Annotated in this window: 21 protein-coding genes and 1 pseudogene; 16 read left to right on the top strand and 6 right to left on the bottom strand. The window is 60.8% G+C overall.

What is annotated here, in order from left to right; all coding sequences use genetic code 11:
* Positions 1–22: 22 nt before the first annotated feature.
* Positions 23–457 carry a rhodanese-like domain-containing protein gene (locus tag ABH909_RS14940; protein WP_429434363.1) on the bottom strand — a complete coding sequence of 145 codons (435 nt, stop codon included), beginning with the start codon at positions 455–457 and terminating at the stop codon, positions 23–25.
* A 101-nt stretch (positions 458–558) separates the two neighbouring features.
* Between ABH909_RS14940 and ftrA the strand changes: the two genes are divergently transcribed.
* Positions 559–1,533 (top strand): transcriptional regulator FtrA, encoded by a 975-nt coding sequence (gene ftrA, locus ABH909_RS14935; protein WP_429434361.1) that lies wholly within the window; start codon positions 559–561, stop codon positions 1,531–1,533.
* A gap of 136 nt (positions 1,534–1,669) precedes the next feature.
* Here ftrA and cobF read toward each other — a convergent pair whose 3' ends face one another.
* Together cobF and ABH909_RS14925 are read right to left on the bottom strand one after the other, a co-directional pair.
* The gene (gene cobF, locus ABH909_RS14930; RefSeq protein ID WP_429434358.1) at positions 1,670–2,425 is read right to left on the bottom strand and encodes a precorrin-6A synthase (deacetylating); all 756 of its coding nucleotides are present in this window, start codon (positions 2,423–2,425) and stop codon (positions 1,670–1,672) included.
* Positions 2,425–2,997: a histidine phosphatase family protein gene (locus ABH909_RS14925; RefSeq protein ID WP_429434355.1), complete on the bottom strand. Its 573-nt coding sequence runs from the start codon at positions 2,995–2,997 to the stop codon at positions 2,425–2,427. Before ABH909_RS14925 ends, cobF begins: the two co-directional genes overlap by 1 nt.
* 467 nt (positions 2,998–3,464) lie before the next feature.
* Between ABH909_RS14925 and ABH909_RS14920 the strand changes: the two genes are divergently transcribed.
* The 8 genes from ABH909_RS14920 (at position 3,465) to ABH909_RS14885 (ending at position 11,810) form a co-directional block, all read left to right on the top strand.
* Positions 3,465–4,319, top strand: coding sequence for a MurR/RpiR family transcriptional regulator (locus ABH909_RS14920; protein ID WP_429434353.1), 855 nt, complete (start codon positions 3,465–3,467; stop codon positions 4,317–4,319).
* Positions 4,320–4,321: 2 nt separating this feature from the next.
* Entirely contained in the window at positions 4,322–4,966 is a 645-nt protein-coding gene (locus ABH909_RS14915; protein WP_429434351.1) for an isochorismatase family cysteine hydrolase, read from the top strand.
* A complete protein-coding gene (locus tag ABH909_RS14910) occupies positions 4,963–6,294 on the top strand; it encodes a glutamine synthetase (protein WP_429434348.1) in 1,332 nt (443 codons plus the stop codon). Before ABH909_RS14915 ends, ABH909_RS14910 begins: the two co-directional genes overlap by 4 nt.
* Positions 6,278–7,030, top strand: coding sequence for an N-formylglutamate amidohydrolase (locus ABH909_RS14905; protein WP_429434346.1), 753 nt, complete (start codon positions 6,278–6,280; stop codon positions 7,028–7,030). Before ABH909_RS14910 ends, ABH909_RS14905 begins: the two co-directional genes overlap by 17 nt.
* A gap of 57 nt (positions 7,031–7,087) precedes the next feature.
* On the top strand, positions 7,088–8,437 hold the full coding sequence (locus ABH909_RS14900; protein WP_429434344.1) for an APC family permease: 1,350 nt from the start codon (positions 7,088–7,090) through the stop codon (positions 8,435–8,437).
* 119 nt (positions 8,438–8,556) lie between these two features.
* The gene (locus tag ABH909_RS14895) at positions 8,557–9,618 is read left to right on the top strand and encodes an arginine N-succinyltransferase (protein WP_429434341.1); all 1,062 of its coding nucleotides are present in this window, start codon (positions 8,557–8,559) and stop codon (positions 9,616–9,618) included.
* Between the two features lie 61 nt (positions 9,619–9,679).
* Positions 9,680–10,714, top strand: coding sequence for an arginine N-succinyltransferase (astA, locus tag ABH909_RS14890; protein ID WP_429434339.1), 1,035 nt, complete (start codon positions 9,680–9,682; stop codon positions 10,712–10,714).
* A 226-nt stretch (positions 10,715–10,940) separates the two neighbouring features.
* Positions 10,941–11,810 carry an isocitrate lyase/PEP mutase family protein gene (locus ABH909_RS14885; protein WP_429434336.1) on the top strand — a complete coding sequence of 290 codons (870 nt, stop codon included), beginning with the start codon at positions 10,941–10,943 and terminating at the stop codon, positions 11,808–11,810.
* 238 nt (positions 11,811–12,048) lie between these two features.
* Here ABH909_RS14885 and ABH909_RS14880 read toward each other — a convergent pair whose 3' ends face one another.
* Positions 12,049–13,287, bottom strand: coding sequence for a M20/M25/M40 family metallo-hydrolase (locus ABH909_RS14880; protein ID WP_429434333.1), 1,239 nt, complete (start codon positions 13,285–13,287; stop codon positions 12,049–12,051).
* A gap of 291 nt (positions 13,288–13,578) precedes the next feature.
* Positions 13,579–14,652, bottom strand: a complete 1,074-nt coding sequence (locus ABH909_RS14875; RefSeq protein WP_429434330.1) for a diguanylate cyclase — start codon at positions 14,650–14,652, stop codon at positions 13,579–13,581.
* Between the two features lie 244 nt (positions 14,653–14,896).
* On the opposite strand from ABH909_RS14875, the gene ABH909_RS14870 reads away from it, so the two are divergent.
* From ABH909_RS14870 to hglS, 5 genes and pseudogenes are all read left to right on the top strand, one after another.
* A complete protein-coding gene (locus ABH909_RS14870; RefSeq protein ID WP_429434328.1) occupies positions 14,897–15,823 on the top strand; it encodes an alpha/beta fold hydrolase in 927 nt (308 codons plus the stop codon).
* Between the two features lie 150 nt (positions 15,824–15,973).
* A complete protein-coding gene (gene glcD / locus ABH909_RS14865; protein ID WP_429434326.1) occupies positions 15,974–17,473 on the top strand; it encodes a glycolate oxidase subunit GlcD in 1,500 nt (499 codons plus the stop codon).
* The gene (glcE, locus tag ABH909_RS14860; RefSeq protein WP_429434324.1) at positions 17,473–18,522 is read left to right on the top strand and encodes a glycolate oxidase subunit GlcE; all 1,050 of its coding nucleotides are present in this window, start codon (positions 17,473–17,475) and stop codon (positions 18,520–18,522) included. Before glcD ends, glcE begins: the two co-directional genes overlap by 1 nt.
* Position 18,523: 1 nt before the next feature.
* A pseudogene (gene glcF / locus ABH909_RS14855) lies at positions 18,524–19,742 on the top strand (glycolate oxidase subunit GlcF).
* Between the two features lie 129 nt (positions 19,743–19,871).
* Complete coding sequence (gene hglS, locus ABH909_RS14850) at positions 19,872–21,263, top strand: 2-oxoadipate dioxygenase/decarboxylase HglS (protein WP_429434322.1); 1,392 nt, start codon at positions 19,872–19,874, stop codon at positions 21,261–21,263.
* 120 nt (positions 21,264–21,383) lie between these two features.
* Here hglS and ABH909_RS14845 read toward each other — a convergent pair whose 3' ends face one another.
* A complete protein-coding gene (locus ABH909_RS14845; protein WP_429434319.1) occupies positions 21,384–22,061 on the bottom strand; it encodes a type 1 glutamine amidotransferase domain-containing protein in 678 nt (225 codons plus the stop codon).
* Positions 22,062–22,463: 402 nt separating this feature from the next.
* On the opposite strand from ABH909_RS14845, the gene ABH909_RS14840 reads away from it, so the two are divergent.
* Positions 22,464–22,982 carry an Hcp family type VI secretion system effector gene (locus ABH909_RS14840; RefSeq protein WP_429434317.1) on the top strand — a complete coding sequence of 173 codons (519 nt, stop codon included), beginning with the start codon at positions 22,464–22,466 and terminating at the stop codon, positions 22,980–22,982.
* Positions 22,983–23,112: 130 nt separating this feature from the next.
* On the top strand, positions 23,113–25,155 hold the full coding sequence (gene tssI / locus ABH909_RS14835; protein WP_429439912.1) for a type VI secretion system tip protein TssI/VgrG: 2,043 nt from the start codon (positions 23,113–23,115) through the stop codon (positions 25,153–25,155).
* Positions 25,156–25,157 lie beyond the last annotated feature (2 nt).

Below are 25,157 nucleotides of genomic sequence, written 5' to 3'. Positions count from 1 at the left end.
GCCTGCGATCTTTTCGGCTACATCAACATTCGCAGCTAATCACGGTACTGACCGGCCGTTGCACCACAACACTCAATTCAAACCCTTCATCCAGCCACCCCGTTATCCCGCCGATCATTTCCTTGACCGGGTAACCCAGCGCCGCCAGCTTCACCGCAGCCTTGTTGGCACCATTGCAGTGGGGCCCTGCGCAATAGACCACGAACAGCGTGGATGTCGAATAAGCCGCCAGGCCATCAGCCGTGATCAGCCGCCCGGGGATGTTGATCGCGCCTGGCACATGTCCGCGTTCGAACGCCAACGGTCCGCGCACGTCGACCAGGACGAAATCCACCTCGCCGGCCTGTTGGCTGCCGTAGACGTCGGAACAATCGGTCTCGAAGGTCAGACGGTTGCTGAAATGCATCAGGGCAATGGCAGATGGGGCGGCGGGAATTTCGCGAACCAGGCTGGGCATGGGCTGTACTCCAAAGTCTTGGTGGGTGTGGGAAGACTTTATCCGCCCCGCGCTTGCCGCTACAGTGGCGCACAAGACACTCACCGGGAATTTTCCGCCAAATGCAGCCCACCCCTGGCTTGGTCGCGATTCTGGCCTATGACGGCCTCTGCACTTTCGAATTCGGTATTGCCGTGGAGATCTTCGGCCTGGCGCGACCGGAGTTCGATTTCCCTTGGTATGCGCATCGAATCGTTGCCGTTGACCAAGGGCCTATGCGGGCCATGGGCGGCATTCAGGTGCTGGCCGACGGCGGGATGGAACTGCTGGAAGAGGCGCGGACTATCATTATCCCCGGCTGGCGTGACCGCAGCGCGGCGGTGCCTGAACCCTTGCTCGCCGCCTTGCGCCAGGCCCATGCCCGAGGCGCGCGATTGCTGTCGATCTGTTCCGGGGTATTCGTGCTGGCGGCCACCGGCTTGCTCGACGGGCACGGCGCCACGACGCATTGGCGCTACAGCGCTGAGCTGGCCGAGCGTTTTCCGGACATTCAGGTGGACCCGGACGTGCTCTATGTTGATTCAGGCCAATTGATCACCTCGGCTGGCAGTGCCGCGGGCATCGATGCCTGCCTGCACCTGGTCGCGCGGGATTTCGGCACTCAGGTGGCCAACTCGGTGGCGCGGCGCTTGGTGATGTCGCCGCAACGCACCGGCGGTCAGGCGCAGTTCATTCCGTCACCGGTAAGCCCGACGCCACGCAGCGATCTGTCGCGAGTGATGCAGTGGGCGCGGGAACGCCTGCACCAACCGCTGGAAGTTCGCGACCTGGCCAGCGAAGCGGCCATGAGTGAGCGCACGTTCCTGCGTCGTTTCACCGAAGCCAGCGGAATGCCGCCCAAGGCCTGGTTGCAACATGAGCGCCTGGCCCGGGCCCGCGAGTTGCTGGAGAGCACCCACCAGAACAGTGAGCAGATTGCCCAGCACTGCGGTTATCGTTCGGTGGAGAGTTTCCGGGTGGCGTTTCGCAGTGTGGTCGGCGTGCCGCCGTCGGTGTATCGGGAGCGGTTTGGGCGGGAGGTAAAGGCGATTTGTTGAGGTGTGCTTGAGGGCCTCTTCGCGAGCAAGCCCGCTCCCACATTTAGTCTGCGTCGTACACAGATGTTGTGCTCAATAGAGATTCAGTGTGGGAGCGGGCTTGCTCGCGAAGGCGCCAGCCCAACCACCGAAACCCTCAAGGCTTACGCAACAGATAGGTATCCATAATCCACCCATGCGCCAGCCGCGCCGCCTTACGCACCCGTTCAATCTCATCCGCGACATCCTTGAGCTTGCCACTGATCAAAATTTCATCCGGCGTCCCCAGGTAAGCCCCCCAATAAATCTCTGTCTCCTGATCGGCCACCTGATGGTAGGCATCTTGCGCATCCAGCATCACCACCAGGCTGTCGGCGTCACTCACCTGCCCCGCCGCCAACCGCCGGCCGGTGGTGATTTCAATCGAGCGGCCAATGCGATTCAGCGGCACCTTATGTTGCGCCGCCAACGCCTGCACGCTGGTGATTCCAGGGATTACCTCGAACTCGAACACACAGCGGCCTGACGCCAGAATCGCCTGCAGAATCCGAATGGTGCTGTCGTACAACGCGGGATCGCCCCACACCAGAAAACCGCCGCACTGATCGTCGGTCATTTCCTCGTGGATCAGCCGCTCGAAGGTCTGCTGCCTGGCGCGGTTCAGGTCTTCGACGCTGGCCTTGTAGTCCACATCCCCGCGCTCCCGTTCAGGGCTGTGGGCTTCAACGAAGCGGTAATTGCGATCGGTGATGTAGCGCTCACAGAGTTCGCGACGCAGCTCGATCAGTTGGTCTTTACTCTGGCCCTTGTCCATGAGGAAAAACACATCGACGCGGTTCAGCGCCTTCACCGCCTGCATGGTGATGTAGTCGGGGTTGCCGGCGCCGACACCGATGACCAGAAGTTTTTTCATCAATGTGTTCCCTCAGGGTCCGTGCCCATCAAGCGTAGTCGCCAGCGACCGTTGAACCGCAACTCGATGGCCGACAACGGTTCGACGTCGATCTGGTTGAACGCCGCGCCCTGCAACACCTGCATCAGTGCGGCGCGGATGACAAAAGGATGGGTGATGGCAACGACATGCCCCGGCGTCGCCTCAAGGCTATTCAACCACGCAGCCACCCGCTCACCGAGTTGCGCCACCGATTCTCCTCCGTGGGGTGCCGAAGTCGGGTCATTGAGCCAGGCCTGGAGCATCTCCGGTTCGGAGGTTTGCAAGTCGTCGACCGACGTGCCTTTCCAGCGCCCGAAATCGCAATCCGCCAGTGCCGTGACAATCTCCACGTCGTGGCCAAACAGCTCAGCGGTTTGCCGGGTCCGCAGTTCCGGGCCGCAGAGCAAACGGGGGGAGCCCTTGAACTGGCGGCAACGCGAACCCTGCGCCGATTGCCAATCCATTTCCAACGGCTCATTCGTAGGAAAACGCGCCAATTTTTGTGCGACGGTTCGGGCGTGGCACATCAGGGTCAAGCGGATCGCCTGCACGGAAAATCACTCTGTCGATAAGGTGGAGAACGGCACGACGCCGCGAACAACCGGGTCATTGTGCCGCAAGAAGCGCGCACTCTGAACGCATTCCTCGTAGGAGCTGTCGAGCCTGCGAGGCTGCAATCGGCTGCGAAGCAGTCGTAAAACCAGAACTCGCGGTGTGTCAGGCAGAACGCGTCAGCCGGATTCACGACTGCTGCGCAGCCGATCGCAGCCTCGCAGGCTGGACAGCTCCTACAGTCTCCAATTTCCCCCAAAAAATGGCGATATCTCACACATCCATGAGCGATGTCCTACAAAGCCAGTCGACATCCGTGTAGCCCGCGGCGCACGGGGGGTTTCGCCCTATTCTTGGGCCTTCAAAATCCGCGCAAAAATTCACTAGACATGTAGCACACGTTACACAAATACTGTTTTAGCAGTTTATGAAACAAAACAGACACACTCATCCAGCAGGAGCCCGGATGCCCTCTCTCAGAGACCTGATCACCGATCCCGGCCTGGAACTTACGCCGTCAGAGCGCAAAGTCATACGTGCTTTGCTGGATCAGTACCCGCGTAACGGCCTGGGCCCGATGTCACGTCTGGCCGAACATGCCGGTGTCAGCGATCCGACCATCGTGCGGCTGGTAAAGAAGCTTGGTTTCAGCGGCTACGCCGATTTTCAGGAAGCCTTGCTCCGCGACATGGATGACCGCCTGCGCTCCCCCAGTACCTTGTTGCAACCCCGCGCCCATCTCAACAAAGATGATCCTTGGGGTCATTATCTGGCCAACAGCCATCGGGCATTGGTCGAGACCCAGGCGCTGACCCAACCCGAAGATGTACGAATTCTCATCGAATGGCTGCTCGACACCCGCCATCAGATCCATTGCTTTGGCGGTCGCTTCAGCAGCTTCCTCGCCCACTATTTGCTCAACCATCTGCGCCTGCTGCGGCCCGGCTGTTTTGCCCTGGAAGACAACGCGCAATTGCCGGACCGGCTGTTCGACGTGCAGCGTCAGGACGTGGTGCTGGTGTTTGACTATCGCCGCTACCAGTCTCAAGCCCTGCGGGTCGCCAATGCGGCGAAGAGTCGACATGCGCGGGTCGTGCTGTTCACCGACATCTATGCGTCACCGCTGCGAGAAATGGCCGACCTGATCATCAGTGCACCGGTGGAATCGACGTCGGCCTTCGACTCAATGGTTCCGGCGCTGGCTCAGGTAGAAGCGCTGGTTGCCTGCCTGTCACTGCGCAGCCCCGATCTGGCCGATCGCCTGGAAGGCATCGACGCCCTGCGCAACGATTTCGACACTCACCTGTTGGAGGATAAATAAGGATGTTCACGCTCCCCCATCACTCACCCCGGGACTTGCCATTTGCCGCTGACCACACCGCGCTATTGCTGGTGGACATGCAGCGTGCCTGGCTCGAGCCGCAGTTCGACGCGCACCTCAACCAGCCGGAAGGCGACTATTTTCTGACCCGCGCCCGTGTGCAAGTGGTGCCTAATCAACGCCAGTTGCTCAGTGCTTTTCGCAATGCGCGACAAAACGTGCTGCACACGCTCATCGAAAGCCTCACCGCCGATGGTCGCGATCGTTCGCTGGATCACAAACTCTCGGACATGCACCTGCCCAAGGGCAGCCCGCAAGCGCGAATCATTGATGACTTGACGCCGATCGAAAACGAAATCGTGCTGCCCAAGACCTCTTCCGGGGTCTTCAACTCCACCAACATCGACTATGTGCTGCGCAACCTGGAAACCCGACACCTGATCATCGCCGGCATCGTCACCGACCAATGCGTGGACATGGCCGTGCGCGATGCCGCCGACCGCGGTTACCTGGTGACGCTGGTCGAAGATGCCTGCGCCACCTACACCGAACAACGGCATCACGCCTGCCTGAACGCCATCAAGGGCTACTGCTGGATCACCGACACCCAGACCGTGCTCGGCCGGTTGCAGGAGATGCAGCCATGAGCGAACGCCTGTCGCCATTACCCATGACCACCATCGTCACCACCGACCTGATCGGCGTGACCCGCGGCCGTTCCTTTCCCACGGACGAACTCGAGGCCTATCAAGTGGCGGGCTGCGGCTGGGTGCCGGCCAACAGCGCCCTGACCCCGCAAGACATCATCGCTTCCGCCAATCCATGGGGCGCTTATGGCGACTTGCGGCTGATCCCCGACATGAGCAGCCGCGTAACTGTCAACAACGGCCCGGACACCAACGCCCCGGCGCTGGACTTCATTCACGGCGACATTCGCGAAACCGATGGCCGCCCGTGGGGCGCCTGCCCGCGCACGCTGTTGCACAACGAAGTGGAACGTTATCGCAGCGAATTGGGATTGCAGATCAACGCCGCGTTCGAACATGAATTCAACCTCGGTAGTGGCGCGGCTGAGCATCTGGCGTTCTCTCTTGAGGCTCAGCGCCAGGGCGCCGAGTTCGGCGGTTGGTTGCTCAGTGCACTGCGAGCCGGCGGTGTGGAGCCGGAGATGTTCCTGCCGGAATACGGCAAGCACCAATACGAAATCACCTGCCGCCCGGCCCTCGGCGTCGCCGCCGCCGACCGCGCGGTGAATGTGCGTGAGATCACCCGTGAGATCGCCCGGCAAATGGGCCTGAACCTGAGTTTCGCGCCCAAGACATCTGCCCAGGCAGTGTGCAATGGCGTGCATCTGCACGTGAGCCTGCAGGATCTGGCCGGCCACCCGGTGATGTACGACGCCGACACCCGCAACGGTCTGTCGACCCTCGGCCAGCATTGGGCCGCCGGCGTTCTGCATTATTTGCCGGCGCTCTGCGCCTTTACCGCGCCGACACCGGTTTCCTACGAGCGCTTGCAGCCCCATCACTGGAGCGCTTCCTACGCTTGCCTCGGCCAACGCAATCGCGAAGCGGCGCTGCGGATTTGCCCGACCGTGAGCCTGGGCGGCAAAGCCGTGGCGGCGCAGTACAACCTGGAATTTCGCGCCATGGACGCCACCGCCTCGCCGCATCTGGCCATGGCCGCGTTGCTGATCGCCGGGCGCCTGGGCATCGAGCAGCGCCTGGCCCTGAATGCGATCACCGACGAAGTCCCCGACTCCCTGAACGAAGAACAACGCCAGGCCCGCGGCATCGTCGCCCTGCCCGCGTCCCTGTCCCAGGCCCTGGAATGCCTGCGCAACAGCGAGGCGCTGATCGAAGCCCTGCCGAGCGCCTTGCTGGACACCTGGTTCGCCCTTAAAACCGAGGAACTGAAGCTGACGGAACAGCTCTCGCCCGCCGATCTGTGTGAGCACTATGCGCGCCTGTACTGAGTCTGCCGAGCTGGGACTCTATACCCAGCCTGCGTACACCCTGAGCCGGGAAGCCTCCGAGCACCCGCTGATTCTGGTGTGTGAACACGCCAGTCGTTTTATCCCGGACGGGTTGAATGACCTGGGCTTGAGCCATGAAGCCGCCCGCGAACACATTGCCTGGGACATCGGCGCCGTGGCGCTGGCCGAGGGCTTGTCCGAAGCACTGGGCGCTACGCTGTTGGCGGCCAACTATTCACGGCTATTGATTGACCTCAATCGCCCGCGCCATGCGCCGGACAGCATTCCTGTGCAGAGCGAGATTTATCAGGTGCCGGCCAATCGGGATCTGGATGAGGCCACCCGTGAGTATCGCCGGCACTGTCTGTTCACGCCGTTTCATGCACGCCTGCAAACCTTGATCGACGCCCGTGTGGCGCAAGGTCGACCGGTTCGCGTAGTGGGGATTCACAGTTTCACGCCGATATATCACGGTCAGCCACGCGGGCTGGAAGTCGGCGTGTTGTACGGACAGGCCGAGCAGTACGCCCAGCGAGTGATCGACGGGTTGAGTCGGCATCCCTTGAAAGTCGCGGGTAATCAGCCGTACAAAGTCGATCCGCTGAGCGACATGACTGTGCCGTTTCACGGTGATGCACGAGGGCTTGAGTCGGTGTTGATCGAGGTGCGCAACGATCTGCTGCGCACACCCGAAAACATCGGCCGCTGGACCGACTATCTGGCGCCACTGCTGTAGAGCAAGAGCTTCACACTCGCAGCATGCAGCTGCTTTCAAATCAAGGAGAAGGGCTTCATGGAAATAGAAGAATTCGGCTACAAGCAAGAGTTGAAACGTAGCCTGTCGCTGACGGACCTGGTGGTGTACGGGATGATTTTCATGATCCCCATCGCCCCGTTCGGCGTCTATGGTTACGTCAACGCCGAAGCCCCGGGGATGGTACCGCTGGCCTACATCATCGGCATGGTGGCGATGCTGTTCACTGCCCTCAGTTACGGCAGCATGGCCCGGGCCTTTCCGATTGCAGGTTCCGTGTACTCCTACGCACAACGCGGCCTCAACCCGCATGTCGGGTTTATCGCCGGTTGGCTGATGCTGCTCGATTATTTGCTGATTCCGCCGCTGCTCTACGTCTACGCGGCGATGGCGCTGAATCATTTGTACCCGGACATCCCGAAAGTCGGCTTCATCCTGGCCTTTCTGGTCAGCGCGACCTTCGTCAACCTGCGGGGCATTACCTTCACCGCGCGGATGAACATCGTCTTTCTATTAGCGCAACTGGTGGTGCTGGGAATCTTCCTGTTCTACGCCTGGAATGCCCTGCACAGCGGCGGCGGTAACGGTCAACTGACCCTGGCGCCGCTGTACAACCCCGAGGCCTTCAACTTCGCCCTGCTGATGCAAGCAGTGTCGATTGCCGTGCTGTCGTTCCTCGGTTTCGATGCAATCTCCACCCTCGCCGAAGAAATCAAGGGCGACCCTGGCCGCAGCGTCGGCAAGGCTGCGCTGATCACATTGCTGGTGATGGGCGTGATCTTTGTCGTGCAAACCTGGATTGCCACGGACCTGGCCGCCGGCCTGGGTTTCAAGAGCGCCGACACTGCGTTTTATGAAATCGCCGAAATCGCCGCCGGCAGCTGGCTGGCAACCTTGACCGCCGTGGCCACCGCCCTGGCTTGGGGCGTAGCCGTCGCAATCACCTCGCAAGCAGCGGTTTCGCGCCTGCTGTTCGGCATGGCCCGGGACGGCAAACTGCCGAAAGTGCTGGCCAAGGTGCACCCGAAACACAACACGCCGTACTTGAGCATCTATTTGGTGGCGGTGCTGTCGCTGGTGATCTGCTACCTGTTCATCAACTCGGTGGACATTCTCACTTCCCTGGTGAACTTCGGTGCCCTGAGCGGCTTCATGTTGCTGCACCTGACCGTTATCAACTATTACTGGCGTCGGCAGAAGTCCGGCCAGGTGATCCGTCACCTGATCTGCCCGGTAATCGGCTTCATCATCGTCGCGGCCATCATGTACAACATGGGCGTTGACGCACAAAAGCTCGGGCTGATCTGGATTGCCTTGGGCCTGGTCTATCTGTTCTTTCTCAACAAACTGGGTGCCAACACTGTCCTACCCGACCCAAGCAATGGCTGACAAGAAAAAGAGCAGCGTCTGACATGAATTCAGGCGACTGCCGATTTAACACGTGGAGACCGACAGTGATAGTCAGGTTCGGTGCAAATCGCCGAACCCTTTGATACAGGAGTACATCCATGCTGGTCTTACGCCCGGTGGAGTTAACCGACCTGCCCCAGTTGCAGCAACTGGCGCGCGACAGTCTGGTGGGAGTCACGTCCTTGCCGGACGACACCGAACACCTGCGCGAGAAGATTCTCGCCTCCTGCGCCTCTTTCGAGAAAGACGTCCAGGGTCATGGCCCGGAGAACTATTTCTTCGTGCTGGAAGATCTCATGACTCGCCATCTGGTCGGCTGCTCGGAAATCCTCGCCACCGCAGGGTTCAACGAGCCGTTCTACAGTTTGCGCAACCGCCATTTCACCAGTGCCTCGCGGGAGCTGAACATCGAGCATGGGGTGCCGGCGCTGTCGTTGTGCCACGACCTCAGTGGTCATACCTTGCTGCGCGGTTTCCATATCAACGCGGCACTGGAACGCACGCGGTTTTCCGAACTGCTGTCCCGGGCGCGGTTGCTGTTCATCGCCGCCCACAAGACGCGCTTTGCCGAAGCGGTGATCACCGAAATCGTTGGCTACAGCGACGAACAGGGCCAATCACCGTTCTGGGATGCGCTGGGCAAGCATTTCTTCGACCTGCCGTACGTCGAGGCCGAGCGGCTTTGTGGTTTGCAGAGCCGGACGTTTCTCGCCGAACTGATGCCGCAATACCCGATCTACGTGCCGATGCTGCCGCCGGCGGCACAGGCCTGTATCGGCCGGATTCATCCTGACGGTCAAGAAGCCTTCGACATTCTTGAACGTGAAGGCTTCGAGACCAACAGCTACATTGACCTGTTCGACGCTGGTCCGACGCTGTACGCACGCACCTCGAACATTCGCTCCATCGCCCAGTGCCAAACCGGCACAGTGCTTCCTGGCTCGGCCATCGATGCGCGCGGCAGTTACTTGGTAAGCAACTGCCTGGTGAGCAACTACCTGGTGAGCAACTACCTGGTGAGCAACGATTCGTTGAAGGACTACCGCGCAATCGTTGCCGAGCTGGACTATCACGCCGGGCAACCCGTGGCCTTGAGTGCCGAGATGTGCGCGGCCCTGAATGTGACCGACACCAGCGCAATCCGATTGATCGCCCTGTGAGCCGCCACCGGTCCCGTGCCCAACGACAGCGTCCGAACAGGCGCGAAGAAGGAGCTGCATCATGATTGTCCGCCCGGTTCAAGTCACCGACCTGCCCGCCTTGCTTGATCTGGTGCAACAGGCCGGCCCCGGGTTCACCACCCTGCCGGCCAGTGAAGAGCGCCTGACCCACCGTGTGCGCTGGGCCCAGCGCACTTTTGCCGAACAGGTCGAGCGTGCGGACGCCGATTACCTGTTCGTGCTTGAGGATGACGATCAACAAGTGGTCGGCGTCAGCGCCCTGACAGGCGCCGTCGGCCTGCGGGAGCCCTGGTATAACTATCGGGTCGGCCTGACTGTCAGCTCATCGCCGGACCTGGGTATTGCGCGCCAGATTCCCACATTGTTTCTGAACAATGAAATGACCGGCCAATCGGAAATCTGCTCGCTGTTTCTGCGACATGATCAACGTCATGGCAACAATGGTCGACTGCTGTCGCTGGGGCGCCTGCTGTTCGTTGCCGAGTTTCCCCACTTGTTCGGCGACAAGCTTATCGCCGAACTGCGCGGCAGTGCCGACGAACATGGCTGCTCGCCGTTTTGGGACAGCCTGGGCCGGCACTTTTTCAAGATGGATTTCAGCCATGCCGATCACTTGTCGGGGCTTGGCAGCAAAGCATTCATCGCCGAACTGATGCCGCGCCAACCGCTCTACACCTGCCTGCTCACCGATGAGGCGCAGGCGGTGATCGGCAAGCCGCACCCGAACACCGAACCTGCACTGAAGATCCTCACCGCCGAGGGGTTTTCCCATAAGGGGTACATCGACATCTTCGACGCCGGCCCGGTAATCGAAGCCCCGGTATCGAGAATCCGCACGGTACGTGACAGCCAACGTTTGGAGCTGGCCATCGGCACGCCCGACGACCAGGCGCCAGTATGGCTGATTCACAATCGCCGCCTGGAAAACTGCCGCATCACCACCGCCCAGGCGCGATTGATGGGCAACAGCCTGGTCGTCGACCGACTCACCGCCAAACGCCTGCAACTGCAACCCGGCAACTCGGTGCGTGCCGTGCCGCTGTGCAATCAACAGCGGCAGGCGGTGGCGGCGTGATCGGAAAAGATCGCAGCCTTCGGCAGCTCCTACATCATTCTTTACCCGTCCGCATCGATCGTTGAACATCCTGCAGGAGCTGCCGCAGGCTGCGATCTTTTGATCTTGCATCCCTTGGCCGGCAAATTCGTCATCATTCTTCACCTTCCACCGTGATAGCCTTTTGTTCTTTCGGCGTTGACACTTTTGCTCAAGCCCTTCCATTCCTTTGTATGGTGGAACTCATATGTCCAGGCTGTCTCATCAAGATTTGCGCCGTAATTTCCGCCAACTGTTCGCTTCCAACACCTGCTATCACACCGCGTCGGTCTTCGACCCGATGTCGGCACGCATTGCCGCTGACCTGGGTTTTGAAGTGGGGATTCTCGGCGGTTCAGTCGCGTCATTGCAGGTGCTGGGCGCCCCCGACTTTGCCTTGATTACCCTGAGCGAGTTCGCCGAGCAGGCCACCCGCATCGGCCGCGTGGCCCAATTACCGGTCATCGCCGACGCCGACCACGGCTATGGCAACGCGCTCAACGTCATGCGCACCATCGTCGAACTCGAACGTGCCGGCGTGGCCGCCCTGACTATTGAAGACACCTTGCTGCCGGCGCAATTCGGTCGCAAATCCACTGACCTGATCGGGGTCGCGGAAGGCGTCGGCAAGATCCGCGCGGCTCTGGAAGCCCGGGTCGACTCGGAAATGGCGATCATTGCGCGGACCAATGCCGGGATCCTCCCGGTTCAGGAAATCATCAGCCGCACCCAGCAATACCAACAGGCCGGGGCGGACGGGATTTGCATGGTGGGTGTGCGGGACTTCGATCACCTCGAACAGATCGCCGAGCACCTGAGCGTGCCGCTGATGCTGGTTACCTACGGCAACCCGCTACTGCACGACGACAAGCGCCTGGCCGAACTGGGTGTGCGCGTCACTATCGACGGACATGGTGCGTACTTCGCGGCGATCAAGGCCACTTACGACAGCCTGCGCGAACAACGCCAGATCTTCACCCAGGCATCGGACTTGAGCGCGACTGAACTGACGCATACCTACACGCAGCCTGAGGAATACATCGTTTGGGCGAAGGAATACATGAGCGTCAAGGAGTGAGGGTTCGGCTGAAATGATGGTGTGACATCTGGCCCATCTGGCCCCTTCGCGAGCAAGCCCTCCCACACTGGATTTTCTGTGGACACATTATTTGTGCACGCCCGCAATCAAATGTGGGAGCGGGCTTGCTCGCGAAGGGGCCAGGTGAGACAGCGCTAAATCGCAACCTTGAACCTCCCTCCTCAGGGCCAGCCCCCTCACCACAGAACCGCCCCACATCAAGGAATGATCTGGCCGATTACTTCTTGGTCAATTCCATAATCATCCGCGACAACAGATAAATCCGTGGTGCCACACTCTCGACCTCGGCGTATTCCTCCGGGGTATGGATATTGCCGCCGACAATCCCGAACCCATCCAGCGTCGGCGTACCCACTCCGGCCGAGAGGCTGGCATCCGCCGCCCCGCCGCTGCCTTCTTCCGTCAGCTTGCGGCCAATTTCGCCGTAAATCCCCTGGGCCATGGCCATCAAGCGATCCGACTCCGCCGTTTGCGGCATCGGTGGCAAGCCGCGTTTAAGGGTAGTGGTCACTTCAGTCTCGGGAATCAGCTTGTCCTTGGAGACTCGCGCCAAATCCTTCTCGATCCGGTCGAACTCTTCCGGTACCGCTGCCCGCACGTCAGCCTTGGCGGTGGCCTGATCCGGAATCACATTGGTGCGATCGCCAGCATTGAGCACGGTAAAGTTGATGGTGGTTTTCTTCTGCGCATCCCCCAGTTTTCCGAGTTGCAAGATCTGGTGCGCGGCTTCCATGGCCGCGTTACGTCCCAGCTCCGGCGCGACGCCAGCGTGAGATGCCTTGCCCTTGACCTCGACCACGGCGGTGGCGCTGCCTTTGCGCCATACCACCAAACCATCCGCCGGGCGGCCCGGTTCGAGGTTGAGTGTTACGTCATGGGCCTTGGCGGTTTTCTTGATCAGGTTGGTGGCGACGTCCGAGCCGGTTTCTTCGCTGGCGTCGAGCAGGAAGGTGATCTGCGCGTAATCCTTGAAATCGAGGTTTTTCAGGACTTTCAGTGCATAGATCCCGGCGACGATGCCGCCCTTGTCGTCCATCACGCCCGGCCCGTAAGCGCGGCCATCCTTGATGTGGAATGGGCGCGCGGCGGCGGAGCCTTCCTTGAACACGGTGTCCATGTGTGCCATCAGCAGGATTTTCGCCGTGCCGGTGCCTTTGAGCGTGGCCAGCACATGGTTGCTCCTGTCCGGGGTGTTGGGCACGAGTTCGATGGTGGCACCGAGTTTCTTCAACTCTTCGATGGCGATGTCGCTCACCTGAGTCAGCCCCGGCTCATAACCGGAGCCAGAGTCGATATTCACCAGCCGCTCCAGCAATTTCAGGGCTTCACCTTTGTACTGTTCGGCATCGGCGAGGATCTGTTTATGGGGTTCGGCGAAGGCTGTTGAGAAGGCGCCGAGGGCGAGGGTCAGGCCGAGGCTGATGGCCAGGAGGGAGCGAGAGCGTTTGAACGTCATGAATCGATCCTTGTTTCGTGTCGGGGGTCGAAAATACCCTACCTGACTACGACGCAAGGCTCTACACCGGATGCGACACATACAAACCTGAATGACCACACATCCCCTGTGGGAGCGGGCTTATGTGGCGAGGGGGCTCGCCCCCGTTCGGCTGCGCAGCAGTCGTAAAACCAGTCACCGCGCTCTAATCCGAGATCGAGGTGGCTGGTTTTAGGGGTGCTTCGCCCCCCAACGGGGGCAAGCCCCCTCGCCACATAAGCCCGCTCCCACAAGGGATTTGTGGTGATTGGCTTACACAGAGTTGAGCAACGCCTTATGCGGTTTACCGTCGCTGTGGCAAATGACGCGGTTACGCCCGGTGGTCTTGGCTTCGTAGAGCGCCTGGTCGGCGTCGTTGAGCCATAGGGTCGCGTCATTGTGTGCCGGGTTGAAGGCGGCCAGGCCGATGCTCAAACTGACCTTCAGCGCCGGGTTTTGCTCGTAACCCAACGTGGCGAAACGATCACGCAACGCATCCATCGCCAGGGCAGCACGGTCCAGCGGCAGGTCCGGCAGCAGCACACAGAATTCGTCGCCGCCATAACGCCCGGCGAGATCCGCTGCCCGCAGGTTCTGCTTGAGCATTTTGCTCAGCCGACGCAGGACCATATCCCCGGCGACATGGCCGTAGGTGTCGTTGATGGTTTTGAAATGGTCGATGTCGATCAGTGCAATCGCCCCGCCCTGCTGCTGGCGTTGGCAACGCTGAAATTCGATTTCCAGCTGATCTTTCCAGGCACCGTGGTTTAGCAGGCCAGTCAAGCTGTCGGTGCGGCTCAGGGCCAGCAATTCGCGCTTGTGTCGGCCGAGGGTGTCGGCCTGACGGAAGCAGATCCAGCCCAGGGACAGCGGATAAATCGACAGCAAAGGCAGGCAGGCGTACAGCTGAAACGGACTGGTTAGCGGGACAAAAGCCGGCATGAACACCAGCAGCCCGACGCCGATCCCAAGCACCTGCGCGACGGCGCCCACCAAGAGAAAACGCACACCGCCGATGGCCACGTTGTGCATCGCCATCATCGAAAGGGTCGCCGCGCTGGGCAGCGGATTGAACTGCATGGCGGCCACCCAGAAACCACCAAGAAACGCGTCCACCAGGATATTGCGGTGTTCGGCACGAAAAGGAATTTCCGCCCGCCGCGCCCATTGATAGGCCACATGCGGCCAGAGCAGCCCGTTGAACAGCATTACCCCCCAGACCCATGGCGCCGGGTCGAGTGGATACATTCCTGCGCCGACGCACAATAATCCCAAGGCCAGCCCCAGGATTCGCGACCCATAAAGCCTCCTGGCCAGTGAAAGTCCCTTTCCTCCCTTTTTTTCCATAGAGGCCTCTTTACCGCTGAAGGAGCCTGACAACACACGGGTTGAAAGTGTGTTTGAAGTCTATCAGGGCAACGGCAAATAGCCATCACCGGTTGGCGGTCTGAATAGCGTGACCTCCCATGAGCTCAATGCCCAATGTTTGGTCTATACATGAAGGGAGGGATCGATAACAACGAGAAAGAGGATCCGGGCGCTCAAACCCGCCGACCGCACGCTGTCCTGATCACTGCAAAGGAATAGCCTGATGCTTTTGTTGGTTGTCACTATCGCCGTCTTCGTGGCCTGGAGCTGGTTGAGCTACCCGGCCATCGGTTACTGGCTCTATGACTTGAACATGGCGCTGGAGGCCCGGCTGTACCGGTTGCACAAGATCGTTGTGCCAATCCCCGAAATGACCGTTTCGACGTGGCAAGGCGGCCCTTACGAAGCCTCCAGCAGTGTGCTGATGCTGCATGGCTACAGCGCCGACAAGAACATCTGGCTGCGCTTCGCCCGCCATTTTGTCGACGACTACCGGGTGATTATTCCTGATCTCGCGGGGCACGGCGAAACCGGCTTCAAGGCCGGCGGGGGCTATGACATTCCAATCCAGGCCAAACGGTTGATCCAGTTGCTCGATATTTGCGGGGTCGAAAAGGTCCATGTGATCGGCAACTCCATGGGCGGCTACATCGCGGCCTGGCTGGCGGCCAACTACCCGGAGCGCATTGTTTCGCTGGCGCTGATCGACCCGGCCGGCGTCACCGCCCCGGAACCCAGCGACATGGAGCGCCACCTGGCTCGCGGGCATAACCCGTTTTTGATTCATTCCCGTGAAGAGTTCCAGCATTTTTATGCCATGACCATGGTCTCGCCGCCATGGGTGCCGGGAATCGTGCTGGACGCCGTCGCCCAGCGTTACGAACAGCAGCGCGACGAGCTGGAAGAAATCTTCAGGGACTTCCACGCCAGCCCGCCGATGGAGCCAAAACTGCCCGACATCAAATGCCCGGCGCTGCTGCTGTGGGGGCGCAAGGACCGCTTGATCGACGTCAGCAGCGTACCGGTCTGGAGCAAGGGCATCGCCGATCTGCAAGTGGAAATCTGGGACGGTGTCGGCCATATGCCGATGGTTGAGCAACCGTCCAAGACTGCGCGGCTGTATCGGGAGTTTCTGGAAAGGAAAATCTGATGAGATCCCTTGTGACAAAGGGGATCCTTCTCTGTAGGAGCTGCCGCAGGCTGCGATCTTTGATCTTGCCTTTATAAAGCAAAGTCAAAAGATCGCAGCCTGCGGCAGCTCCTACAAGGGGGCAAGCCCCTTTGCTCTGGGTGGTAAACGATGAACATTCTTTACGACGAACGCATCGACGGTGTTCTGCCCAATGTCGACAAGGCTGCGTTACTCAAAGCCTTGCAGCAGGAGGTGCCGGACCTGGACATTCTCTGGCGCGAAGAAGAACTCAAACCCTACGAATGCGACGGCCTCTCGGCCTATCGCACCACGCCGATGCTGGTCGCCCTGCCCCGGCAGCTGGAACAGGTGCAGGCGCTGCTCCGGCTCTGTCATGCCCGCAACGTGCCGGTGGTGGCGCGCGGAGCCGGCACCGGGTTGTCCGGCGGTGCGCTGCCGTTGGACAAAGGCGTGCTGCTGGTGATGGTACGGTTCAACAACATTCTGCACATCGACCCTGCCGCCCGCACCGCACGAGTCCAGCCGGGAGTGCGTAACCTGGCGATATCCCAAGCAGCGGCGCCCTTCGGTTTGTATTACGCGCCGGACCCGTCCTCGCAAATCGCCTGCTCCATCGGCGGTAACGTCGCGGAAAACGCCGGTGGCGTGCATTGCCTCAAATACGGCCTGACCGTGCACAACCTGCTGAAACTCGAAGTGCTCACCCTCGAAGGCGAACACCTGACCCTCGGTGCCGATTCGCTGGACGCGCCGGGCTTCGACTTGCTGGCTCTGTTCACCGGCTCCGAAGGCTTGCTGGGGATCATCACCGAAGTCACGGTCAAACTGCTGCCCAAACCCCAGGTCGCCAAAGTCCTGCTGGCCAGTTTCGATTCCGTGGAAAAGGCCGGCCGCGCGGTGGCCGAGATCATCGCGGCCGGGATCATCCCCGGAGGCCTGGAGATGATGGACAACCTGGCGATCCGTGCCGCCGAGGATTTCATCCACGCCGGTTATCCAGTGGACGCCGAAGCGATACTGCTCTGCGAACTGGACGGCGTCGAAGCGGATGTCCATGACGATTGCGAGCGGGTTCGCGAGGTGCTGCAACAGGCCGGTGCCAGCGACGTGCGCCAGGCTCGGGACGAAGCCGAACGTGTGCGGTTCTGGGCCGGACGCAAAAACGCCTTCCCGGCGATCGGCCGTCTCTCGCCGGATTACTACTGCATGGACGGCACCATCCCCCGCCGCGAACTGCCCGGCGTGCTCAAAGGCATCGCCAGCCTGGCGCAAGAATACGGCTTGCGCGTGGCCAACGTTTTCCACGCCGGCGACGGCAATATGCACCCGCTGATTCTGTTCGACGCCAACCAGCCCGGCGAGTTGGAGCGGGCCGAAGCCCTCGGCGGCAAGATCCTCGAACTCTGCGTCAAAGTCGGCGGCAGCATCACCGGCGAGCACGGCGTAGGCCGCGAGAAAATCAATCAGATGTGCGCGCAGTTCAACAGTGACGAGTTAACGCTGTTTCACGCAGTGAAAACCGCGTTCGACCCAAAGGGCCTGCTCAATCCCGGCAAGAACATCCCGACCCTGCACCGCTGCGCGGAATTCGGCGCGATGCACATCCACGCCGGGCAACTGCCGTTCCCTGAGCTGGAGCGTTTCTGATGCCGGACGTCGATGCCAGTGAAGCCCTGCTGGAGCAGGTCAAACAGGCACAGGAAAACGCCACGCCGCTGCGCATTCAGGGCGGTAACACCAAGGCGTTTCTCGGCCGTGAAGTGGCCGGAGAAATACTCGACACCCGCGTCCATCGCGGCATCGTCAGTTACGACCCGACGGAGCTGGTGATCAGCGTTCGCGCCGGCACGCCGCTGAGCGAACTGTTTGCTGCACTGGATGCACAGGGGCAAATGCTGCCCTGCGAGCCGCCATCGTTCGGTGAAGGCGCCACCGTCGGCGGGATGATCGCGACGGGGCTGTCCGGGCCACGGCGTCCGTGGTCTGGCTCAGTGCGCGATTTTGTCCTCGGTACCCGGGTGATCAGCGGCCTCGGCACCCACCTGCGCTTCGGCGGCGAAGTGATGAAAAACGTTGCCGGCTACGACCTCTCGCGCCTGATGGTCGGCAGTTACGGCTGCCTTGGGGTGCTGACCGAAGTCTCGCTCAAAGTGCTACCCAAACCCCGGCAATGCTTGAGCATCAGCCTGGACATCGACTGCGCCCGCGCCTTGGACAATCTGGCGCAATGGGGGCAGCAGCCACTGCCCATCAGCGCCGCCTGTCACGACGGTCAGCGTCTGTATTTGCGGCTCGAAGGGGGCGAAGGTTCGGTGACGGCCGCCCATCAACGACTCGGCGGCGACCCCTTGGACTCCGGTTATTGGTCCGACCTGAACGAACAACGACTAGACTTTTTCAATGAGGGCCTGCCGCTGTGGCGCTTGTCATTGCCCAACAACCTCGGGCCTCTGGACTTGCCCGGTGAGCAACTGATCGACTGGGGCGGCGCACAACGCTGGTTGAAATCCGCGGCCGACAACATTCAGTCGCGAGCCCTTGAACTCGGCGGCCACGCTACCTGTTTCAGCCACGGCGTCAGCGAAACGCCATTCCAGCCGCTGGCCCCGGCACTGCTGCGCTATCACCGACAACTCAAGGCGCAACTGGACCCGCAAGGGCTGTTCAACCCTGGGCGAATGTACGCGGAGCTTTAGCATGCAAACCAATCTCAGCGAACAGTCCAAACTACTGCCCCGCGCCGAAGAAGCGGACAAGATTCTGCGCACTTGCGTGCATTGCGGGTTCTGCAACGCCACGTGCCCGACGTATCAACTGCTGGGCGACGAACTGGATGGGCCGCGCGGGCGCATCTATCTGATCAAGCAAGTGCTCGAAGGCGCCCCCGCCACGGCCAAAGCCCAGTTGCACCTGGATCGCTGCCTGACCTGCCGCAACTGCGAAACCACCTGCCCGTCCGGGGTGGATTATCACAACCTGCTGGACATCGGCCGCGCCGTGATCGATCAAGCGGTGCCGCGCCCGGCCAGTCAGCGGTTGTTGCGTCAGGGGTTGCGGGCGCTGGCGCCGAATCCGAACCTGTTCAAGACCTTGCTGCAGATCGGCGTCACATTCCGGCCGTTGCTGCCACGGGGCATCGAGGCGAAGCTGCCCCACGGCCTCCCCGCCGCAGGCGAGCGCCCTGCCCCTCGGCATGCGCGTCGGGTGCTGATGCTCGAAGGCTGCGTGCAGCCCGGTCTGTCGCCGAACACCAATGCCGCGACCGCGCGGGGTACTGGATCGGCTGGGGATCAGCGTGATTCCGGTGCCAGACGCCGGCTGTTGCGGCGCACTGGACTATCACCTCGACGCCCAGGCCTCGGGCCTCGATCGCGCTCGGCATAACATCGACGTTTGGTGGCCGCACCTGGAAAACGGCGCCGAAGCCATCGTGCAAACCGCCAGCGGCTGCGGCGCATTCATCAAGGATTACGGGCATCTGCTGGAGCGCGATCCGGTCTATGCGGCCAAAGCCCAGCGGGTCAGCGAACTGGCCCTGGACCTGGTGCAAGTGCTGGCCGATGAGCCTTTAGAACGGGTCTGCACCGCCACTGACCAGCGGATCGCCTTCCACTGCCCCTGCACCTTGCAGCACGCCCAAAAACTTGGCGGTGCGGTAGAAGCCGTGCTGACGCGGTTGGGCTTCAATCTCATGGCAGTGCCCGACAGTCATTTATGTTGTGGCTCGGCGGGCACCTATTCGATTACCCAACCCGTACTGGCCCGGCAACTGCGCGACAACAAGCTCAACGCTCTGGAAAGTGGCCACCCTGAAGTCATCGCTACCGCCAACATCGGCTGTCAGAGCCACCTCAACAGCGCCGGACGTACGCCGGTCAGGCACTGGATCGAATTGGTGGACCAAGTGCTGCGCTGAACGAACGGGGCAGTGTTGCAAGAACAGTCCTTGGCAGAATGAAGTTCGTCAGAAACTTCGTTTGTCGACGCCGCCGAAGGCTGCGATCTTTTCCGGCATCCGTTACGTCACTGCGCCAGGAAACTTTTCATGAGCCATCCGAACTTCGTCAGCCCTGACCTGATCCGCCAACGCTTCTCCAAAGCGATGTCCGACATGTACCGCGAAGAAGTGCCGCTGTACGGCGCGCTGATGGAACTGGTGGAACAGACCAACCGCCATGTGCTGGACAGCGACCCGCAGATCGCCCGACAGCTGCACAGCACCGGCGAAATCCAGCGCCTGGACCTGGAACGCCACGGCGCGATCCGGGTCGGCACTGCCGCCGAATTGGCGACCCTCGCCCGCCTGTTTGCGGTGATGGGCATGCAGCCGGTGGGCTATTACGACCTGACCCCGGCCGGCGTGCCGGTGCATTCCACTGCGTTCCGCGCCATGCATGAAGCCGCGTTGCAAGTCAGCCCGTTCCGGGTGTTCACCTCGCTGCTGCGCCTGGAACTGATCGAAGACGCCGAACTGCGGGCATTTGCCCAGTCGGTGCTGGATAAGCGCTCGATTTTCACCCCGGCGGCATTGGCCCTCATCGAACGCGCTGAAGCTCAAGGCGGCCTGACTGAATACGAGGCGCAGGACTTCGTCGCACAAGCCCTGGAGACCTTCCGCTGGCACCACAGCGCCACCGTCACGGCCGAGCAGTATCAGCAACTCAGCGCCCAGCATCGACTGATCGCCGACGTGGTGGCCTTCAAAGGCCCGCACATCAACCACCTGACGCCACGCACCCTGGACATCGACATCGTCCAGGCGCAAATGCCTGCCCATGGCATCACCCCCAAAGCGGTGATCGAAGGCCCGCCCCGCCGGCAATGCCCGATCCTGCTGCGTCAAACCAGTTTCAAGGCGCTGGACGAGCCCGTCACCTTCACCGATCAAGCCCAGACCCGCGGCTGCCACAGCGCCCGTTTCGGTGAAATCGAGCAACGCGGCGCGGCGCTCACCCCCAAAGGCCGGGCGCTTTACGACCGCTTGCTCAATGCTGCCCGTGATGAACTGAAGGACTTCCCCAACGAAACCAACGCCGCACGCTACAACGCACTAATGACGCAGCACTTTGGCGAATTCCCTGACACTGCCGAGGAAATGCGCCGACAGGAACTGGCGTATTTTCGCTACTTCGTGACGGAAAAAGGCTTGGCGGCGAAGGGGCTGAAGGATTTGTCGCTGGAGGATTTGCTCCGTGACGGCTATGTGCGGGTTGAACCGCTGGTGTATGAAGACTTTTTGCCTGTCAGCGCGGCGGGGATTTTTCAGTCGAACCTGGGGGACGCGGCGCAAACCCACTATGGCGTGCATTCGAACCAGCAAGCGTTCGAAAAGGCCTTGGGACGGTCGACGATTGATGAGTTGGGGCTGTATGCCGAGACGCAGCGGCGGTCGATTGGGGAGTGTTTTGCAGCACTGGGTTTGAACGTTTCCGAATAGGCGTGATGGCTGCAAAAAAGATCGCAGGCTTCGCCAGCTCCTACGGGGTCGAGTGCACCCGTTGCAGTGCGGTTGCACGCGGTCGAAGTAGGAGCTGCCGCAGGCTGCGATCTTTTGATCTTATTGCAGCTTCGCCAACAACGCCTTGGCGGTCGCTTCCGACGAAGCGGGGTTCTGACCGGTCAGCAATAGACCGTCCACAACCACGTAACTCGCCCAGTCATCGGCCTTGGAGAAAAGTCCCCCGCTGGCCTTGAGCATGTCCTCCACCAAAAACGGCACCACGTCTGTCAGCTGCACAGCGGCCTCTTCGGAGTTGGTGAAGCCTGTCACCCGCTTGCCTTTAACCAACGGCTGGCCATCCTCATCCTTGACGTGACGCAATACCCCCGGCGCATGACAGACCGCTGCCACCGGTTTGCCCGCCTTGTAAAACGCTTCAATCAGCGCAATTGAAAAGGGGTCTTCAGCCAGATCCCACAACGGGCCATGCCCTCCTGGATAGAAAACAGCGTCGTAGTCTTCGGCCCTCACGGTATCCAGCAGCCCGGTAGACGCTAAAGCAGACTGGGCAGCGGAATCCTTGCGAAAGCGATTGGTGGCCGCGGTTTGCGCGTCGGGCTCATCACTTTTAGGGTCCAGCGGTGGCTGGCCGCCCTTGGGTGAAACCAGGGTCAGCTGCGCGCCAGCATCCTTGAAGGTGTAATACGGCGCGGCGAATTCTTCGAGCCAGAAGCCGGTTTTCTTACCGGTATTACCCAGTTGATCGTGGGACGTTAAAACCATCAGGATTTTCATGTCGTTCTCCAGTCGATGTCAGGGTTGTTCAGTAATCCAGATGCTGGGTTTGACCTCCGGGCAGCGCTGTTCGTTGCGCCCATTGTCGGGGGTGACGGCTCATGGCCTTGATGCGCAAGAAGTTGCGCAACTGTGTCGGTGAAAAGTTCTCTAGCGAGGCTGGACGCCAGCTTTATCAAGCCCTCCAGCCGAGTGCGCAAGAAGTTGCGCAGTGGTGCGCAACTTCTTGCGCACTTTTTCAGCTGATCCTTGCCGAAAACCTCTTCGGCGCCGAAAAAAATCACCTCAACCATCTGATTTATATAGCATTAATCATTTATGGCACGCTCCTTGATAACAGTCAGGCACCCACCGGGCGATACCGCCTCCCGGGCACCCTAACTTTCAGCAAGGAGCACATCCATGGCTACACCAGCGTACATGTCCGTTACCGGCGAGAAACAAGGCCTGATCACTGCCGGCGCGTTTACCGCCGACTCCGTTGGCAACACCTACCAGGAAGGCCACGAAGACCAGGTCATGGTTCAGGCGTTCAGCCACGACGTGATCGTCCCGCGTGACCCACAGTCCGGCCAACCGACCGCTCAGCGTGTACACAAGCCAGTCGTGATCACCAAGGTCTACGACAAGTCTTCGCCACTGCTGCAAGCGGCACTGACCTCCAGCGAGCGCTTGAGCGAAATCGTTATCCAGTGGTACCGCACTTCAGCTCAAGGTACCCAAGAGCACTACTACACCACCAAACTGGAAGACGCGATCGTCGTCGCCATCAACAACAAAATGCACAACTGCCAGGATCTGTCGAACTCGCACTTCACGCACCTGGAAGAAGTGCAATTCACCTACCGCAAAATCACCTGGACCCACGAAGTATCCGGTACTTCGGGTTCCGATGACTGGCGTTCCCCGGTCACTGGCTAAGTCTGGCCGACCGTTTCAAGCATCGGCCAGCTCTGCTGGTCGATGTCATTTGCGCCTACCTGGAATTTTCGCGCCCGCAAGCGCCCGTTTGGGTGTCGGCGTGCCCCGCAGACTGCATGAGGAACAAGGGATGTTCGCGCTGGCCAATCAGACTCACTTTGCCCTGACTGTCGAAGGTCTGGAGAACGATCTCCAGGTCCTTGCCCTGCAAGGTCGGGAAGCCATCAGCCAGCCTTTTGTGTTTGAGGTGGATCTGGTCAGTGAACAGCCGTCCCTGGACCTCGAAACGCTATTGCACAAACCGGCCTTTTTGCAGCTCTCGCCTGACGGCAGCGGCATCCATGGCCAGATCTACCGCGCCGCCCAGGGCGATTCGGGCAAACGCCTGACCCGCTACGCCGTGACCCTGCGTCCGCAGTTGGCCTATCTGGCGCACCGCATCAACCAACGCATCTTCCAGAACCTCAGCGTGCCGAAAATCATTGGCATGGTCCTCGAAGAGCACGGCATCCAAAGCAATGCCTACCAATTCAAAGTCGGGGCGATCTATCCCGAGCGCATTTACTGCGTTCAGTACGATGAATCGGACCTGCAATTCATCCAGCGCCTGTGCGAGGAAGAAGGTATCCACTACCACTTCCAGCACAGCGCCACGGCCCACAAGCTGGTGTTCGGCGATGACCAGACGGTGTTCCCGAAACTTCCGCCCGTGGCCTACCAGCAAGACTCCGGCATGGTCGCCAATGACCCGGTGATCAAGCGCTTCGACCTGCGCCTGGAAACCCGCACCAGCCGCACCACCCGCCGCGACTACGACTTCGAAAAACCGCGCCTGACCCTGGAAAGCGAACACCGTGGCGACGCCCTGCCCGACCTCGAAGACTACGACTACCCCGGTCGCTTCATCGACCGCGAACGCGGCAAGCACCTGGCCAAGCGCGCCCTCGAACGTCACCGCAGCGATTTCCAGCTCGTCGAAGGCAAAAGCGATCAGCCGTTGCTGGTCAGCGGCCACTTCCTGGCCCTGACCCAACACCCCAAGGCCAAATGGAACGACCTGTGGCTGCTGACCGAAATCCTCCACGAAGGCAAACAGCCGCAAGTGCTGGAAGAGTCGGTCACCAGCAGCACCACTAATCTGAAAGACGATTTCCACCAGGGCTACCGCAACCGCTTCCAGGCCACCCCCTGGGACGTGCCGAACCGCCCGCCGCTGAACCACCCCAAACCACGGATCCTCGGCAGTCAGAGCGCCGTGGTCACCGGGCCCAAAGGTGAAGAGATCCACTGCGACCAGTACGGCCGCGTCAAAGTGCAATTCCACTGGGACCGCGAAGGTCAGGCCGACGACAAGACCAGCTGCTGGCTGCGCATCTCCTCCGCCTGGGCCGGCGCCCATTACGGCGGCATCGCCATCCCGCGGATCGGCATGGAAGTGCTGGTCAGCTTCCTCGAAGGCGACCCCGAACAACCGCTGATCAGCGGCTGTCTGTACCACAAGGAAAACGTCGTCCCGTACGCCCTGCCAGCGAACAAAACCCGCAGCACCTTCAAAACCCTGAGCTCTCCGGGCGGCGGCGGATTCAACGAACTGCGCATCGAAGACAAGAAAGGCCAGGAACAAATCTTCCTGCACGCCCAGCGCGACTGGGACGAAAACGTCGAGCACGACCAGAAAATCCGCGTCGGCAACGAACGCCACGACACCGTGGAGAAAAACAGCTACAGCGAATTCAAGGCCGAAGAACACCACACCGTCTATGCCGACCGCAAAGTCGAAGCCCGCGCCAATGACCACCTGACCGTGGGCGTGAACCAGCACATCAAGGTCGGCACCGGCCAGTTCATCGAAGCCGGCCAGGAAATCCACCTCAGCAGCGGCATGAAAGTCGTGCTTGAAGCCGGCAGCGAACTCACCCTCAAGGGCGGCGGCAGCTTCATCAAGATCGATGCCAGCGGCGTAACGCTGAGCGGGCCGGTGATCAACATCAACTCTGGAGGTGGGCCGGGAAGTGGGACGGGGGCTGCGCCGTTGTTGCCGGGGGCGTTGAAGCAGACGGATGCGGATAAGGCGGGTGCGGTGCTGAGCCCGGCGCAGATCAATACGCTGAAACGTAATGCGCCGTTCTGTGAAGAGTGCGAGAAGTGTAAGGCAGGTGTTTGTGCGATCTGATC

It is taken from the genome of Pseudomonas sp. BS3782 TE3695 (assembly GCF_050435305.1).
GTDB lineage: Bacteria > Pseudomonadota > Gammaproteobacteria > Pseudomonadales > Pseudomonadaceae > Aquipseudomonas.
This window is presented reverse-complemented; position numbering and strand designations above follow the sequence as displayed.